This window comes from Zoogloea sp., from assembly GCF_041908905.1.
Taxonomy (GTDB): Bacteria; Pseudomonadota; Gammaproteobacteria; order Burkholderiales; family Rhodocyclaceae; genus Zoogloea.
The window spans coordinates 13,600-30,028 of the sequence record NZ_JAYREK010000046.1 but is presented as its reverse complement, the minus strand read 5'-3'; the positions used below and the strand labels follow the sequence as shown (position 1 = coordinate 30,028).

12 protein-coding genes, 1 tRNA gene and 1 pseudogene are annotated in these 16,429 nt (G+C 66.1%); 3 read left to right on the top strand and 11 right to left on the bottom strand.

Annotation, left to right across the window (positions count from 1 at the left end; all coding sequences use genetic code 11):
* The 4 genes and pseudogenes from ACE3OU_RS17100 to ACE3OU_RS17085 form a co-directional block, all read right to left on the bottom strand.
* A pseudogene (locus ACE3OU_RS17100) lies at positions 1-165 on the bottom strand (IS5/IS1182 family transposase); the annotation flags it as partial.
* A gap of 195 nt (positions 166-360) precedes the next feature.
* Positions 361-1,323 carry a DNA adenine methylase gene (locus tag ACE3OU_RS17095; RefSeq protein WP_374242756.1) on the bottom strand — a complete coding sequence of 321 codons (963 nt, stop codon included), beginning with the start codon at positions 1,321-1,323 and terminating at the stop codon, positions 361-363.
* 413 nt (positions 1,324-1,736) lie between these two features.
* Positions 1,737-2,321: a hypothetical protein gene (locus tag ACE3OU_RS17090; RefSeq protein WP_374242755.1), complete on the bottom strand. Its 585-nt coding sequence runs from the start codon at positions 2,319-2,321 to the stop codon at positions 1,737-1,739.
* Between the two features lie 6 nt (positions 2,322-2,327).
* Positions 2,328-3,413 carry a hypothetical protein gene (locus ACE3OU_RS17085; protein ID WP_374242754.1) on the bottom strand — a complete coding sequence of 362 codons (1,086 nt, stop codon included), beginning with the start codon at positions 3,411-3,413 and terminating at the stop codon, positions 2,328-2,330.
* Here ACE3OU_RS17085 and ACE3OU_RS17080 point away from each other — a divergent pair.
* Positions 3,394-4,431 carry an IS5 family transposase gene (locus ACE3OU_RS17080; RefSeq protein ID WP_374242753.1) on the top strand — a complete coding sequence of 346 codons (1,038 nt, stop codon included), beginning with the start codon at positions 3,394-3,396 and terminating at the stop codon, positions 4,429-4,431. The two genes, ACE3OU_RS17085 and ACE3OU_RS17080, sit on opposite strands and share 20 nt — an antisense overlap.
* 1,380 nt (positions 4,432-5,811) lie before the next feature.
* On the opposite strand, the gene ACE3OU_RS17075 is transcribed toward ACE3OU_RS17080, so the two are convergent.
* Positions 5,812-5,886: transfer RNA gene (locus ACE3OU_RS17075), tRNA-Val, on the bottom strand.
* A 42-nt stretch (positions 5,887-5,928) separates the two neighbouring features.
* On the bottom strand, positions 5,929-7,506 hold the full coding sequence (locus ACE3OU_RS17070; protein WP_374242752.1) for an NAD(P)H-hydrate dehydratase: 1,578 nt from the start codon (positions 7,504-7,506) through the stop codon (positions 5,929-5,931).
* A gap of 195 nt (positions 7,507-7,701) precedes the next feature.
* Between ACE3OU_RS17070 and ACE3OU_RS17065 the strand changes: the two genes are divergently transcribed.
* The gene (locus ACE3OU_RS17065) at positions 7,702-8,148 is read left to right on the top strand and encodes a MaoC family dehydratase (protein WP_374242751.1); all 447 of its coding nucleotides are present in this window, start codon (positions 7,702-7,704) and stop codon (positions 8,146-8,148) included.
* An 88-nt stretch (positions 8,149-8,236) separates the two neighbouring features.
* Here the strand turns inward: ACE3OU_RS17065 and ACE3OU_RS17060 are convergent, their stop codons facing one another.
* Entirely contained in the window at positions 8,237-10,318 is a 2,082-nt protein-coding gene (locus tag ACE3OU_RS17060; RefSeq protein WP_374242750.1) for a PAS domain-containing methyl-accepting chemotaxis protein, read from the bottom strand.
* A 111-nt stretch (positions 10,319-10,429) separates the two neighbouring features.
* The gene (locus ACE3OU_RS17055; RefSeq protein ID WP_374242749.1) at positions 10,430-11,371 is read right to left on the bottom strand and encodes a DMT family transporter; all 942 of its coding nucleotides are present in this window, start codon (positions 11,369-11,371) and stop codon (positions 10,430-10,432) included.
* A 112-nt stretch (positions 11,372-11,483) separates the two neighbouring features.
* Between ACE3OU_RS17055 and ACE3OU_RS17050 the strand changes: the two genes are divergently transcribed.
* Entirely contained in the window at positions 11,484-12,419 is a 936-nt protein-coding gene (locus tag ACE3OU_RS17050; protein ID WP_374242748.1) for a LysR family transcriptional regulator, read from the top strand.
* A gap of 47 nt (positions 12,420-12,466) precedes the next feature.
* Here ACE3OU_RS17050 and ACE3OU_RS17045 read toward each other — a convergent pair whose 3' ends face one another.
* The 3 genes from ACE3OU_RS17045 to ACE3OU_RS17035 form a co-directional block, all read right to left on the bottom strand.
* Positions 12,467-14,542, bottom strand: a complete 2,076-nt coding sequence (locus tag ACE3OU_RS17045; protein ID WP_374242747.1) for a M1 family metallopeptidase — start codon at positions 14,540-14,542, stop codon at positions 12,467-12,469.
* A 10-nt stretch (positions 14,543-14,552) separates the two neighbouring features.
* Entirely contained in the window at positions 14,553-15,749 is a 1,197-nt protein-coding gene (locus tag ACE3OU_RS17040; RefSeq protein WP_374242746.1) for a ChaN family lipoprotein, read from the bottom strand.
* A 176-nt stretch (positions 15,750-15,925) separates the two neighbouring features.
* On the bottom strand, positions 15,926-16,429 hold the full coding sequence (locus ACE3OU_RS17035; protein WP_374242745.1) for a CIA30 family protein: 504 nt from the start codon (positions 16,427-16,429) through the stop codon (positions 15,926-15,928).

The following is a 16,429-nucleotide window of genomic DNA, read 5'->3' as shown; positions in this document are numbered from 1 at the left end:
ATCCAGGCCTTCGATCGGACGCCCTTGGCGGTCCTTGCGGGCAAAGCATGGCGCCAGCGCCGATTCGATCTCGCCCCACGGCATGCGGGATGCCAATACCGCGAGCGGGTGGCGCAGATCGATCATCGCGTCCAGCCGGGCGCGGAAAAAATCCGGGGTGGTCATCGCAAATCTGCGCTCCAAATCTTCCAGAAAGTGAATGCGATTGCACTGGAAACTGGAGGATTCGGCAAGGCCTCAGGGGCCATCAGCCCGCGTCGGGACAGGGGCTGGCTGATTGTTCAGGACCGACGACTTAAGTTTTTTAATAGATCGTCAAAATAGGCAGCGCGGCGCTCTGATATTTTTTAGTGATTTAAGCTACTGTTCGTCTATTGTGATTGGGCCAGATAATTCCTCTGCGGAGCCACCATGCCGAGCGTAGTCATTCGTCGGGCAATTCTCTGGTTTCGAAGCATAGGTAGTCGTATTAGTCCAATTGTTAATATCGACGTCCATGTTTGTAATAAGGAATTCCAATGCCTGTTTTGGGGTTTTGCTGCTATATCTTAAGATTTTATCGATTCTACTGAAGTCGGCGTATAAGTGCTCAATTACGTGGTGGGCGTCATAACTAAGAATCCAATCGAAGCTAGATTCGGCTAGAGCGCGGGCAAGTGCAGTGTGTTCGGCTATATCATAGTAGTGTCGATAGAGTTTTTTCCCTTCCTTGAAGTAAGGGGGGTCGATGTAATATATGGTCTCCTCTTTTTTGTCTTTCTTTTCATCTTTTAGGAATTCAATGGCGTCGCCGTAAACAACACTTACCTTTTCCCGGTTCTTGGATATGACTTTAATTCGGGATATTATTTCGTCTTTGTTGAATCTGCAGTCCACCGTATATTTCGATGATTGTGAAATTCCCCCAATTGGGCCTGCGTGAAGAACGCCGGAGAAGTTTGTTCTGTTTAAGAATAAGCCGGCCAAGCCAAGTTCTACCGTCTTGAAGTCGTCGGGTTCTGTAACGTAAAGGCTTTTCCTCATCTCCGACCATGAGTCCATGGTGACGGGAACCTTTTTAATTGATTCTATTAGGTCGTCTGTGTGGAGAAATACGCTTTTCCAAAAACTGAAGATCAGTGGGTCTCGTTCAATTAATAGCGCGGACGTTACTAGTCCATCGGCAAGCAATGAAAGAGATATTGAGGCGCTCCCTGCGTACGGTTCTACGATCCTCCTGCCAGAGAGATTGAGTTGGCAAAAAAAATCTCGAAATTGATTGTAAAACCGAGCTTTGCTTCCTGGGTAGCGTAGAGGGCTAATCGGTGTGCGCTTAGTTGACATGCGCGGCTTTCATACTGTTTATTTGCTCATTTACCCATTCAACGATACGCGATACGTCATTTTCGCGTTGAACGATGGTTCTACTCCCGTTCCGTGCAATCTCTAGTCCTTTTCTGGCAAGTGGAGGAATAACGTGGCGGTAATAAAAGCACCCGAAGTTGTGTGTGAGGTATAGCATTCTGTCTTCGATTGCCTCTCCGGCTGTCGTAGGCTGAATGCAAAACGGCATAAACATGGACGGAATCGGCGTTGACGCTGGGCGCGGATTTGAAAACCAGACGCTATGAAATGCAGAAATTTTCGATAGGATGGATTTGTTAGGCCAGTCCTCACCTGAGGCGACCTGGCCAAGTAGGTATATCTTCCCTGGCATCCCATCTGGACGGTCTGCCCAAGCGATTACATCAACACCGTCATCTTTTACTTCTGGGGGGGGCGCCCCGTGGTACCGTGTCGATAGCCAAGCCTTCACCAAATGCAGAAAAAACGTTATGAAGTGCGGCTAAAAAATTGGAGCGGTCAGGGCGAGGGAAACCAAATGAATATGCGTTCCCGCCCACCACGCCGGAGGCGGCAAGTGTGGCACAAACTTGAAATAAGTCTCGCACATAGTTTGTTATCGGAGGCGTGTATCGCCCAGACAAAACCTCCCCTTCTTTTATGTGCGAAATAATTAAACAAAAAAGATAAATGTAGCAGTCTTCGCTTAATTCTTCTTTTAGGGAGAGGCTTTCTCCTGTTTCTGAAAAGGCGAATGGATACGAACTGCCGGAAATTCGCATTCTCGTGCGGATTTCTCGTAGAACTACATCAAGAAACTCGTCAACCGATGAGTTGTCATCTTCAAAGTCCGTATCTTCAGTGTTTCTGAGTACGTCCCAGTGTCGAGCAATTTCAGAAATGCCTTTGGTGCCAAAGTCAGAGCATATAATGTCAAATTCAAGCCAGTCCGCAATTACATCGATTGTACTGCCGGCGGGGAGTGGAGATAAAATCATAGCTAATCAATTGCCGCTTTGTTTTTTTTCTGCGGTTTTTTCCATGTAAGATTTGATCATGTCTGCCCGGGCAAAAATTTCGCGAGCTGTTCCAATTAGCGATTGGTCGCCTTCGTATCGTGGCAATAGGTCGATTACTTTGGAAAGTTTTGCCGATGCAACTATTAGCGCTTCGTTAAATAGCCTAGAGCCTTCAATTTCCGCAAGGGCCTGTTGCAGAGAATCTCCGGCAATTAAACGAGTTGTGGCCGCTGAACTTGCAAGGCATTTCCCTAGGTTGGCCAGATCCGGATTCTGTGACTCGACTAAGCCAGGTCTTCCTTCTTTCTTTGAGCCGTAAATAAATCTAAGAACTTGACCAAGCTTATCGACAGCGTTCGCGGGGATGGGGTCATCAGAAGGCTCTTGGTTCCAGCCTTTTTCTAGCTCGAGATATCCTTGGTACTCTTTTCTGTCAAGTGCAGTATATAAATGGGAAAACGCAAATCGACCTTTGTTGGCGCGGTCAGATATTGAGAAAATTCCTTCCCGTTCGGCTTGGTCAAGAACAAAGATGCTCGCAATATAAGATCTAATGGTATTGTTCGTGTCGCCGGTTTGGCGGGCTATCTGATCAATGGTTAGACCGTTATCTCGGTCGCGCTTATACCATGTCGCAACGAAGCGTGCTTTTGCGTACGCGTCCCAACGGTGAGGGCCATTGATGTGCTTAAACCCAATAAAAGCTTCCGCATCTGTCTCCTTTTCAACGCGATAGGCGAGAATATTCTCGATAGACAGAAGTACAAGATCGGAAACAGGTTGCGGTACAGAGATCTTGCAACGTTTGGCAAGCACTGGATCTCTGACTACCTTAATCGCGGCCAATCTGCGGTTGCCTTCAAGAACGCGGAACGGGCCGGAGTTTGGCCCAATTACAATCAATGGCTCCAGATCAAGGTAAGTGTTAGAGCAAATAGATAAGACGAGTTCGTCAAGCGCTGCAATTTCTCTGTAGGGCACCTCGAAAAACCTCGACTCGCCCACCCTTGATAAAATTACATCGTTCTGAATCCGCCCCGAGCCGACTCCGATGAAACCACGCAGCGCCATCAAGACCGACCTGTTTGCCTTTGATCACCACCGCAAGAAGATCGACACCCTGGGCGATCCGCTGGCCGAGATCGAGTCGCACATCGACTTCGTGGCGCTGGCGGCCGTGGTCGATCAGATCGCGCCGCGCCCGGTGAGTGCGCAGGGTGGCCGCCCGCCGTATCCGACCGAGACGATGGTGCGCATCCTGGTCCTGAAGCGGCTGTACAACCTGTCGGACGAGCAGATGGAGTATCAGCTGCTCGACCGCATGAGCTACCAGCGCTTCTGCGGGCTGGCGAACGCGACGAACATCCCCGATCGCACCACGGTGTGGACCTTCGAGAACCGGATCGGCGAAGCGGGCGCCAAGGCGCTGTTCGACGGTGTCTCGGCGCAGCTGCTCCAGAAAGGCTTCATCGCCCGGGGCGGTCAGATCATCGACGCGACCCTGGTGCCGGCGCCCAAACAGCACAACAGCCGGGGTGAGAAAGCGCTCATCGAGCAAGGCGCGATGCCGGCTGGCTGGAAGCCCGCCAAGCGGCGCCAGAAGGACCTCGACGCCACCTGGACCAAGAAGCACGGGAAGAGCCACTTCGGCTACAAGCTCTCCATCAACGTCGACACGAAGTACAAGATCATCCGCAAGATCGAGACCGACACGGCGAGCACCCACGACAGCCAGCACTTCGACAACGTGTTCGACACGGTCAACACAAGCCGAGACGTCTATGCCGACCGGGGCTATCCGTCTGCGGAGCGCGAAGCCTGGCTGAAGGGAAACGGCTTTCGCAACCAGATCCAGCGCAAGGGCCATCGCAACAAGCCGCTGTCCGACTGCCAGCAGCGGCGCAACAAGCGCATCGCCAAGACGCGCGCGCGGGTCGAGCACGTGTTCGGGGCCATCGACCAGATGGGCGGCAAGCTGCTGCGCACCATCGGCCAGGCGCGGGCGAACTTTGCGCTGACGATGATGGCGGCCTGCTACAACCTGAAGCGGCTGGTTTATTTCCAGAGGGCCGGAATCAAGGCCTTCTGACGCCCGAAATGGGCCGAATCGCCGCTGCCCGAGGCGATTCGAGACAAAACGGGACGGCACCGCTGTAGAAGGCGGTGATTTGCCGAAGGAATTGAACCAGATTCGATCGCGATCATCGTTGCGCGGCGGGATTTACTGAAAACCTCGGGTTATTCGAGGTGCCCTGTATATAGATATAATTGAAGCGTCATCAGTGACGGAATACTCGTTACCGGTAGATAGTCTGGGGTTGCTCTTGTCGAATTCGAGCAACTCAACAGGTATTTTGCCAGTGCCCTTTAGCGCAAGAACCGTTTTATTCGCCGGCTTCTGGGAAGTGGCCGCTTCAGTGCTGTCCTCAACCTCATTTGTTGGTTTGCTTACCATGATTTCGCTTTAATGTAAAGTCGGCTAACCTGTTATGGTACCAGATGTCTTGGCGTGAGGCGTGCGATCCTGTGGTTAGTTGCGCTGAACAACCTTTCCGCCCTTTTTCTCGCTCGGGTCGAGGGCTCGTTAGGTCTTGCCTAATCCTCCAGGTTCTAGTGCGGTCGCATTTGCGTGCTGGAAGATTCGGATGCAGGTTTCGATGATGAACCTGGCTTCTTTCCGCGCTCGGCTGGACGCGATGATCGATCTGGGTCACCCGTTGCCGTTTTGTTGACCCGCCTGTCGTGGGCGGAATCGACTTGGCGCTAGTGGCGTACTTCCGCCCCCCCCCCTAGAATCGCTAGGGGCGTCTGAAAGGCTTGGAGCGGTTCGGTTCGACCTTGCGGGTGGGGGGCAGGCGCAAGCGCAGCGGGTCGCCCGCGTTTGCTGATCTGGTTGATGGTCGGGCTGCCGTAGCTGAAGCACGATTTTGGAGAGAGTGACGAGAGCGTCGTTCAGCGATGGGCTGAAAGCCCTTTCTATCAGTTCTTTTGCGGTTGTGGGTGGTTGAACCCGCCTGCTCTGCGACCTGAGCGGCGTCACCCGCTTTGGGTGTGTTTCGGCGTCAGCTCGGCGTGGCTGCCACCGAAAAGAGCAGCCCGATCATCGGCGCTCGGGTCTTTCCCGGCAGCCCCGACGGCGGGTACGCCCTTGCGGAGCGGATCGAGCGGGCGACGATCTTAGTGCAGGATGCCAAGAGCTCCCCGAAGCCCTAAATCGCCATCGTCCATCTAGAGTATCGGGGTGTGGAGGTGCGGTCGGACTTCGACGTGTTTAGCCTGATGTCCTCACCGCGGAAAGGGAGATTGTCGGGCCTGTGGAATGTGCGCGTAGCTACCCCGTTGGGCAGGGTAGAGCTGTGTCTAGTAAGGAATGTGGAGTGCAAATGAAAATAGGCGCTTAGAAGCGCCTATTTTTTGTCTTGCTAGACATGTATCGTTATCTAAATAACTGAAAACGCTACATTGTGTTTGGTGGGCGGTACTGGGATCGAACCAGTGGCTTCCACCGTGTGAAGGTGGCACTCTACCGCTGAGTTAACCGCCCGGTGAGTTGAGGAGCGCATTATAGGGACGCCCCAAAGGGTCGTCAAGCACTTTCTGAATCTTTTTTCGTTTTCCCGAAAAAACTTCCATCGGCCGCAGGTGCGCCGGTGTTTTCGGGCGGGCGCACCCAGGCGTTGAAGCAGGCGCGGGCGGCGGGGGCGACTTCGTCGGCCAGCAGGCCGCAGTCGAGGCCCTGGGCGGCGCACACCCGGTCGCCGGCGAGACCGTGCAGATGCACGGCGGCCAGCAGGGCCTCGCCGGCGTCCCAGCCCCGCGCCAGCAGCGCGGCGAGCAGGCCGGACAGCACGTCGCCCATGCCGGCGGTGGCCATCGCCGGGTTGCCGGTGGTGTTGATCCACCAGCGGCCGTCGGGGCTGGCGACGACGCTGCCGCAGCCCTTCAGCACCACCCAGGCGTGCAGCTGCCCGGCCAGCCGGCAGGCGGCGGCGACCCGGTCGGCCTGGACCTCTGCGGTGGTGCTGCCGAGCAGGCGCGCCGCCTCGGCGGGGTGGGGGGTGAGCACCGCCGGCTGGCCGCGGTGGACGAGGGCATTCTGCAGGCCCGGGTCGCGGGCGATGAGGTTGAGGGCGTCGGCGTCGAGGACCAGCCGGGCCGGCAGCGCGATGGCCGCATGCACCAGCGTCCACGCGGCGTCCGACTGGCCCAGCCCGGGGCCGACGGCGAAGGCGGCGATGCCGGCCTCGGCGAGGAGCTCGGGCGCGGCGCGGAACATCAGCTCGGGGCGCAGGATGTCCACCGGCAGGCTGCCCGGGTCGAGCAGGCCGACCAGCACCCGGCCGGCGCCCAGGTGGGCCGTCGCCCGGCCGGCCAGGATGGCGGCGCCGACCATGCCCGGCGCGCCGCCGATCAGCGCCGTGTCGCCGTAGCTGCCCTTGTGGCTGTTGCGCGCGCGGGGCGCCAGCAGCCCGGCGAACAGGGCCGGGGTGATCTCGTGGCCCGGCGCCGGCACGCGGGCTTCGGCGTCCACGTCGATCTCGCGCAGGTGCAGCTCGCCGCACTGGTCCGGGCCGTCGAGGGTCAGGAGGCCGGGCTTGAGGGCGATGAAGCTGACGGTGTGGGTGGCCGTGAAGCAGGGGCCGAGGCGCCGGCCGGTGTCGGCGTCGAGGCCGCTGGGGATGTCGAGAGCCAGGCGCGGGCAGGGCTGGGCGTTGAGGGCGGCGATCCAGTCGGCGTAGCGGCCGTCGAGGGGGCGCTGCAGGCCGATCCCGAAGAGGGCGTCCACCACCAGGCTCCAGCCCCCCGGCGGCGGGGCCGGCAGGTCGGGTGTCGTGCTGCCGCCGTGGGCGTGCCAGGCGGCGTGGGCGGCGGAGGCGTCGTCCGGGAGGCGGGCCGGGTCGCCCGCGAAGGCCACCACCACCCGCAGCCCGGCGGCCTTCAGGTGGCGCGCCACCACGAAGCCGTCGCCCCCGTTGTTGCCCGGCCCGCAGGCGACCAGCACGGTGCCGGGGCCGGCGAGCAGGCGCAGGGCCAGCGCGGCTGCGGCGGCGCCGGCGCGCTCCATCAGCGGCGGGACGGCGCCCGGGATGGCGAGGGATTCGACGGCGCGGATGCCGGCGACGGGGTAGATCGGGCGGGCGGGGGCGAATCGGCTGGCGGGCATGGTCGGCAGGGGCTGGCACATCGATGCCGACATTCTAGGCCAGGTGGCACCGACCCTGGCGCAGCGTGCGTCGTCGCGCCGCTGTGGCGAGAAGGTGTCACGGCTTTTGGGGTATGCTGCGGGGGCGATCCGCTGCTTCGGCCTTCCGCGGCCGGTGTGCGGGTCATGATTCCCCCCACGTCTACAGGAGCACCTATGAGCGAACAGACCACCAATTTCGATGAGTTCTACGGCTACAAGTTCGAGGAGCTGTCCGTCGGCCAGAGCGCAGTCTATGCCCGTACCGTGACCGAAGCGGACATCCTGATGTTTGCCGGCGTCTCCGGCGACTACAACCCGGTGCACATCAACGAGGAGCTGGCTGCGTCCACCATGTTCGGTGGCCGCATCGCCCACGGCATGCTGTCGGCCGGCTTCATCTCCACCGTGCTCGGCACCAAGCTGCCCGGCCCCGGCGCGATCTACCTGGCCCAGACCCTGAAGTTCAAGGCTCCGGTCAAGATCGGCGACACCGTGGTGGCCCGCTGCACCATCAAGGAGCTGACCCCCGAGAAGCGCAAGGCCAAGTTCGACACCGTGTGCACGGTGCGCGGCAAGGTCGTGCTCGAAGGCGAAGCCGACATCATGGTGCCGGCGCGCTGAGCGATCCCGGCGCAGGCACGCAAAAGGGGGCCCAGGCCCCCTTTTTTCATGGCGGTACGGTTCGCGCCCGGCCGGCCGGGCCCGGGGTTCAGGCCTTGAACTGAACCGCCAGCGCCTTGAGCTTGCTGGCCAGGATTCCGACCTGGCGCGCTTCATCGGCGGAGCGGCGGGCGGTCTCGGTGTCCCGTTCGGCGGTCTGGGCGACACGCTCCATCTGTGCGGCGATGTCGCGGGTGGCCTGGCTGCTCTCGGCCAGGGCGTCGTCGATAAGCTGCATCGCGCGCCCGGCGCGGGCGGCGGAAACCTCCACCGAGGCGGCGATCTCGCCGGCATGGAGGGCGGTGCGGGAGCCCTCGGCGACCCGCTGGCTGCTGGCGGCCACGTCGCTGGTGGTGGCCTTGCTGACGTCCTGGATGCGCTGGATCATGTGGGCGATCTCCTGGGTGGAGTTGCCGGTGCGTTCGGCCAGCTTCCTCACCTCGTCGGCGACCACCGCGAAGCCGCGCCCCTGTTCGCCGGCGCGGGCGGCCTCGATGGCGGCGTTGAGGGCCAGCAGGTTGGTCTGGTCGGCGATCTCGCGGATCACCTGCACGACCCGCCCGATCTCGCCGGACATCTCGGCCAGCTCGAGGATGCGCTGCTCGGTGCCCTCGACGGCCCGGGTGGCGCCGTCGATGCAGTGGGCGGCCTGCTGGCTCACCTCGGCGCTGTGGCGGGTCGCCTCCTCGGATTCCCTGGCCGCCTGCATCGCCTCGCGGGCGTTGCTGCTCATCTCGTCGGTGGTCACCGAGAGCTCCTCGACGGTGGCCGACATCGCCACGATGTTCTCGCTCTGGCTCTGGGCGGCCTCGAGGGTGGCGGCGCTGGCGCTACCCAGGCGTTCGCTGTATTCGGCGAGGCTGCCGGCGGACTGCTGGATCAGGCTGATCGCCTCGTGGAGGCGGTTGCGGAGCAGCGCCACGTCGGTGAGGATCTCCGCGAGCTCGTCCTCGCCGCCGGGGTGGATGGTTTCGGTGAGCCGGCCGTGGGCGACCGCCGCGATGATGGCCCGGGCGCGGCTCGCCTGGTGGGCGATGCGGCTGAGCATGGCCGCCGCGATCAGGGTGCCGAGGATCATCGCCCCGAGGGCCAGCGCGATGCTGCGCTGGACGGCGGCGTCGGACTGGGTGGCGAGCTTCTCCAGCAACTGGGGCGACAGCTCGTCGAGGCGCTTGATCTCGTCGAGCAGCAGGTCGCGGATCTCGCGCCATTTTGGGGTCTCATCCTTGTTGAGGAGGGCCCGGGCGGCGTCGAGCTGGCCGGACTTGACGAGGGCGAAGAGCTGCTCGTGGATCCGCCGCTGCTCGCCGCGCAGGGCGTCGATGCGCTCGGGCAGGCCCGAGTTGAAGAGCCGCTTGTCCTCGTCCCGCGCCGAGGCGATGAGCTTCTCGAAGTTCTCGGCGGCTTTGGCGTAGTTGTCGAAGGCCTTGGGGTTGTCAGGGTCGAGCATCACGTTGCGCAGCGCCTGGCCCATCTGCAGCCCCTGGGCGTACAGCTTGTCGAAGGTGACCTGGCGGCTGATGTCGGCGGAGATGTGGCTGCGGTATTCGGTCTCGATCCGGCGGGCGGAGTGCAGGCTGTCGACCAGGGCGCCGGCGAGCATCAGCATCACCACCACCATCACCAGCAGCAGGCGCCGGCCGATGGGCACCCGGTCGGCGGCGGTCGCCACGCGCTCGACCAAGCGGGCCACGCCGCGCCGGGCGGGCTGGCCCTCGTGGAGGCGCAGCTCGGGGTCGCTGCGCATGCGCCCGTAGAGGGCTTCGGCCGTCGCCACTTCGGCGCGCTCGGGGGGCACCCGCACCGACATGTAGCCGCCTCCGGCGTTGGCCGTCACCGACGCGCGCACCCAGTAGTGGTCGCCGTTCTTGCAGCGGTTCTTGACCAGGCCCGACCATGGGCGACCGCGGCGGAGGGTCGTCCACAGGTCGCGGAAGGCCTCGGCGGGCATGTCCGGGTGGCGCAGGATGTTGTGGTTCTCGCCGATCAGCTCGTCGAGGGAGAAGCCGCTGGTCCGGAGGAAGTCGTCGTTGGCGAAGGTGATCCGCCCCTCGGCATCCGTGCGGGAAATGATGACCACGTTGGGCTCGAGAAGGAGTTCCCGGCCCGTGACAGGCTGATTGTTGCGCATGCTGGATCCTTGGTCAGAGGCGTTCGCAGCGGCCTGAATGGCTGCCCGGCGAGCCCGATTCATGACATTTTTCGGTTTGCCGGGCGGATTCTTGAGCGCTTTGTGGGGGCGTCAGCGGGGGCGTGGCGGCTGCGCCCGGGTGCGCGACGAGACGAAGATCCCGCCCACGATCAGGCCGAAGGCGACGGCATGGAAGGCCTGGGGGCTCTCGCCGATCACCGCCGCCGACAGGATCGCGGCGAACAGCGGCGTGAGGTTGTAGAAGATCGCCGCCATCGCCGGCCCGGCCTCGCCCACCGCGAGGCCCCACAGCCGGTAGGCGATGATCGACGGGCCGACGGCCACGAAGAGGATCGCGGCGGCCAGCTGCCACGACCACTGGATCGGGCCGGTCGGCACCACCAGCTCGCCGAGGCCCACCGCGCCCACCGCCCAGGCCACGCCGAAGACGCACTGGGCCACCAGGAACTCGGCCCAGTTCCAGGCCGGCCGCGCCGCGCCGCGCATCGACGCCGGCGGCCGGGCGAGCATCCAGCTGTAGAACGACCAGCCGATGATGGCCAGCAGCATCAGCAGGTCGCCCTGCACCAGGCGCACGTCGGCGAGGGCCGCCGGCTCGCCCCGTGCCAGCACCAGCGCGACGCCGCACAGCGACAGCACGGCCCCGGCCAGTTGCTGGCGGGTCGGCACGGCGCCGTAGGGGAGGGCGCCGATCAGCAGCGTCCACACGGGCGAGCTGGAGGCGATCAGGGTGACGTTGAGGGGCGTGCTGGTGCGCAGGGCCATGTACTGCAGCGCGTTGTAGGCGCCGACGCCGATCAGCCCGAGGATGGCCAGCACCTGCCAGCGTTCGCGGATCTGCGCCCGCGCCCGGGCGGTGCCCAGCGCCGCCCAGCCGAGGGGCAGCAGCAGCGCGAAGGCGACCACCCAGCGCAGCGCGTTGAGCCACAGGGGGCCGATGCTGTCGATCGCCAGGCGGCCGACCACGGCGTTGCAGGCCCACATCAGCGGCGGGGTGGACAGCATCAGGACAAGGCGGGGGGTGAGTTGCATGAAAGGTCCTCGGGCGGATGACAGGTGCCAGGCCCCGAGTCTAGGCACCGGCCCGCCGCGGGGGAAGGCGCAAAGCCTGGTTTCACTGTTCAGGATGATGAACAATCCGCGTATGAAAAAACAGCAGATCGACGCCCTGTGGGGGCACGTGCATTGGCTCGGCGTGCTTGCCGAGACGGGCAGTTACACCGCCACCGCGGCGCGGCTCGGGGTCAGCAAGGCGGCGGTGAGCCAGCGCATCCGCGAGCTCGAGGCGGCGGCCGGCGTGCCGCTGGTGCGTCGCACCACCCGCAGCCTGCGTCTCACCGAGGCCGGCGAGGGCCTGGTGGAGGCCACCCGCGGGGCCTTCGCGCAGATCGAGCGCAGCTTTGCCGGCGTGCGCGAGCTGGCCGACACGCCCCGCGGCGTGCTGCGGGTGACGGCGCCGGTGGCCCTGGGACGCCAGCACATCGTGCCCCTGGTGCCGGCCTTCCTGCGGGCCTATCCCGAGCTGTCCCTCGAGCTCGACCTGTCGGCGCAGATCAGCTCCCTGGCCCGCGACGGCTTCGACGTGGCGATCCGCCATGTCTCGGTGGTCCCCGAGACGCATGTGGCGTGGACCCTCTGCGAGACCCGCTCGGTGCTGGTGGCGAGCCCCGACTACCTCCGGCGCCGGGGCGTGCCGGCCGACCCCCGGGCCCTGGCCGGCCACGACTGCCTGGGCTACCGGCGCGGCGGCGGTTCGCTGGCCTGGCGTTTCGAGCCGCTGGCCGGAGGCGCCCCGCTGGCGGTGCCGGTCCGCGGCTGCTTTGCCGCCAACAACAGCGAGGCCCTCCGCGAGGCGGCCGTCGGTGGGCTGGGGCTGGCGGTGCTGTCGGATTTCACCGCCCGCCAGGCCTTGCTCGACGGCCTGCTGGTGCCGGTGCTGCCCGACTGGCGGCCGGTGGGGTTGTTCGGCGACCGCCTGTGCGCGATCCGCCCTTACAGCCCGACGGTGCCGAAGGCGGTGCAGGTGTTCGTGGCCTGGCTGCGGGACGCCCTGAAGGACGGCTTCGGGCTGACGCCCTGAGCGGCGCCCGCGGTGCAGGCGTCGATTGCGCCGCTGCCGGGCCCCCCTCAGCGGCGGACGACCGGCACGGCCGGCAGGCTCGCCGGCCAGGTGCCGCGGGCGATCGCCCGGCCGCCCTCGAAGACCAGCCAGCTCTGGGCGCCGTAGTGGGGCAGGCCGCGCTCCAGGGCGCCGATGCTGGCGGCGTCGCGGCCGGAGATCACCGCCACGGGCGCACTGCGGCCGCCGGCAGGTGCCAGCGTCCACACCTGGGCGCTGCCGCGGCCGGCCACTTCGGCGGGGCGCGGCGGCAGGCCGGCGGCGGCGAGGGCGCGGTCCACCTCCCCGTGGAGGCCGGCGATCAGCACCGGCTCGCGGCCGGCCAGCGCGGCGGCGAGGGGCTGGCCAATGGGCGGCTGCTCCAGCAGGCGGCGGGCGAGGGCGTCCACCGCCGCGCGGGCATCGGCGTCGGCGGCGGTGTTCACCAGCCGCGGCGCCCCGGCGCCTATCCACTGGCGCAGGATGGGCGGCAGGCTGCCCGGCGGCAGGCGGCGCCAGACGCGGGTGTCCGGGTCGAGACGCACGCTGTCGGGGGTGAAGTCGAGGGCCAGGCTCACCCGGGCCCGCGGGCCGTCTAGGCTCACCCAGCGTGTCTCCCGGCGCCCCGGCGCGCTGATCTCCATGGGCAGGCGCAGCGGGTGGGGCGGGCCGTCCTGGGCCAGGTCGAGGGTCAGCTGGCGGCCGCTGGCCTGGGCGGCGTCGATGCGCACCGCGGGCAGCCCGCGCTGCTTGAGCCAGGCCTCGAAGAACGGCCCGAGCCGCTGGCCGGAGGCCTCCTCGAAGGCCGCCTGCAGCTCGCCCCAGCCGGCGGTGCGGAAGCGCCAGCGCGTCCAGAAGCGCTGCAGGCCCTGGCGGAAGGCCGCCTCGCCGAGGCGGTCCTGCAGCATCACGAAGAGCATCGCCGCCTTGCCGTAGCCCACCGCCGCCTCGGCGCCGTGGCTGCGGCTGCGGAAATCCCGCAGGGCCGGCTGGGCGTCGGCCGGCAGCGCCAGCGCGTCGCGCAGCCAGCCCAGGCGCATCTCGGCCGCGGCGGCGGGGGATTCGCCCAGTTTGTAGGCGTAGTCGGCCATGAAGGTGGTGAGGCCCTCGGACCAGTTGCCGCTGGCGTAGTCCACATACACCCCGTTGCCCCACCAGTTGTGCAGCACCTCGTGGCCGAGGGAGGTCTTGCGGATGAAGGGCAGGCGCACCACCGCCTCGCCCAGGTAGGTGAGGGTGGGCATGCCGAAGCCGGTGGGCAGCGGTCCGGCGACGATCGAGAAGCTGTCGTAGGGGTAGTCGCCGATCTCGCCGCCGTAGCGGCGGATGTAGGCCTCGGTGTCGTCCAGCCAGCCCTCGGCGAGGCCCGGCGTGGCGTCCAGGGCCGCCGAAAAGTAGGTGCGCAGCACCAGCGGCGGGGCGCCCTTGCGGGCCACGCGCTTCTCGCGCACCCGCCACGGGCCGGCCATCAGGTCGATGCCGTCGGTGGGCTGGTGCATCTCGAAGCGGGCCCGGTAGGGCTCGCCGGCGCGGGCCGGCAGGGTTTCGGCGGCGAGTCGCCCGGCCACCAGGCCGCGCTGCTCGCCGGGCAGCGACAGCTGCACCCGGTAGCCGAACATGCGGTGGGCCTGGGGATACCAGCCGCTGCCGGCCGGCAGGAAGCTGCCCTCGGGCGAGCTCATCGGCGGCATGCGCTGCAGCACGCCGCGGTGGTCGCGGCCGGTGTCGAGGGGCGGCAGCTGGCCGGCGTAGTCGATCTGCAGCGGCACCCCGGCCGTGGCCCCGCGGATGCGCCACTGACGCAGGCCCGCCGGCCCGGTCTGGGCGTCCGCGGTCAGGGCCCGGCCGCCGGCGCTGGCGCCGGTGACCTGCAGCGATTCGTGGAGCAAAAAGCGGAAGTCGCGCTCCGCCGGGTTCAGCCGCGCGCTGGCCTTGAAGGCCCGGCTGGCCGGGTCGAGGGAGACGTCGAGTTCGAGCAGCGCCTCGGCCCGGGCGAGGCCGGCGGCGAGCAGGAGGCTGGCGGCCGTCAGGGCGGCCGAGGCGAGGCGGGCAGACATCCGGGCAGAGAGGGTGGCAGAGAGGGGGGCAACTACGCGGGCGGTCATCGGGCGTGCCTCAGGGCTGCGGCGGGAAGCGCACGACGATCTCCACCTCGCCGTCCTTGCGCGCCACCTTGAAGGGTAGCCAGGTGCCGGGCGGCTGGCGGCGGATCGCCGCGCTCACCTCGGCGCTGCTGCCTGGGGCGCGCCCGGCCAGCTCTACGATGCGGTCGCCCGCCTTGAGGCCGTAGCGCTCGGCGAGGCTGCCGGGGTTGAGCTGGGCGATGCGCACGCCCTTGCCCTGGTCTTCGAGGGTCACCCCCAGCCGGGGCGGCTCGGGGCTGGCGGCGGGGCGCTCGGGCAGCACGAAGACCGCGTCGGCGATGCCCGGCGGCAGGGCCGCGCAGGCTTCGCGACCGGATACCGGCAGCAGGGTTGTCACCTTTTTGACGCCCAGGTCGCGCAGCTGGTGGGGCACGCCGTGGTCGAAGTTGATGTGGCCGCTGCCCATGACGCCCACCACCAGGGGCCGCCGCGGGCCGCCGGCCGGGCCGAGGCGCGCCGCGAGGGCTTCGGCCATCGCCCGGTCCCAGGCGAGCTGGGCGTCGAGGAAGTTCTCGAAGCTGTTGTCGGGCTTGCCGGCCTGGCGGCGGCCGGCCAGGTGGCTGCGGTGCAGCTCGCGCAGCAGGTCGCGGTAGGCCGGCTGCGGTGCGGCCGGGCGGCCCACGCCCTCGCGCTCGGCGGCGGGCACGCCCTGCCAGCCCTTGTCGGCAATCGCGCGGGTGAGCTTGGCGTCGACATTGAGGGCCAGCATGGGGATGCGGTTGAGGCGCGCAAACTCGAACAGGGGCATGTACAGCTGGGGCGGGAAGTTCCACACCTGCTCCCACTCCGATTGGGTGATGAACTCGCGGGCACTCAGCTCGCCATTCACCCAGCGGTCGAGCACCGGCTGCAGCCGGCGCGGGAACATTTCGAAGCCGATCACCAGATCGGGCCGCTGGGCGTGCAGCGCGGCGAGCACCTGCAGCTGCCAGCGGTGGTGGTCCTCCTGGTCGTGCTGCTCGCCCAACAGCACGACCTCACTGGCGAGGGCCTCGCCGAGGGGGCCGGCCGGCGGGGCAGCCTGCAGGCGCTTGCCGCCGGCGAGCACCCAGCGCGAAGTTTCGGCGCAGGCGTCGGCGGCCTTGGGGGCCGGCGGCGCGGCGGTGGCGAGGCCGGCGCCGAGGGCGAGCAGCGCGGCGCCGAGCAGGGAGGGCAGGATCTGGGGCATGGCTGGGGCTTTCGGTAGGCGTTCAGCCTGGAAACCGCAGGCGCGCCAGCGGGCGGGTCGCGGACTCACGCGTCGGGTGCGGGCTTGCGAGGGCACGAGAGGTGGTGTTCATGCGGTTCCTCGGGGGCTGGCGGCGGTCGGTGGTCGTTCTCGGGTTCAGTATGGCCCGGCGGGCCTCAGTCGCCCAGGGCGATGGCGCGCACCTCGAGCCGGAAGGGCCCGGCCTGGCGGTCGGCGATCAACAGCCCGAGCTGGCGGAGCTGCGCCGCGGCGAGGGTGTCGGGGGCGGTGACGGGGCGGCCGCGCCAGGTGGCCACGAAGTCCGCCAGGGGCAGGCGCACCCACGCCCATTCGCCGGCCGGCGGCGCAAAGCCGGCCTGGTGGGTGATGCCGTCGAAGTTGTCGTCGGTGCGCAGGTTGAGCTTGTAGCGCCGCCCGTCGCCGCGCACTTCCAGCAGGCAGGCGCTGGCGCCGGCGGCGGCCTCGGGCGGGCGCACCGGGGCGCGCACCGAGGCGAAGCCGCCGTTGTTCTCCAGCGACACCTCGCCGCTGAACACCCCGTGGCCGGCGGGGTCGTGGTGCATGCGGCTGGCCGACACGCCGCCCATCACCCGGTCGTCGATGGCCTGCCAGGGGGCGGTGGCCTCCGGCTGGTCGAAGCGGTAGAGGATGAAATTCAT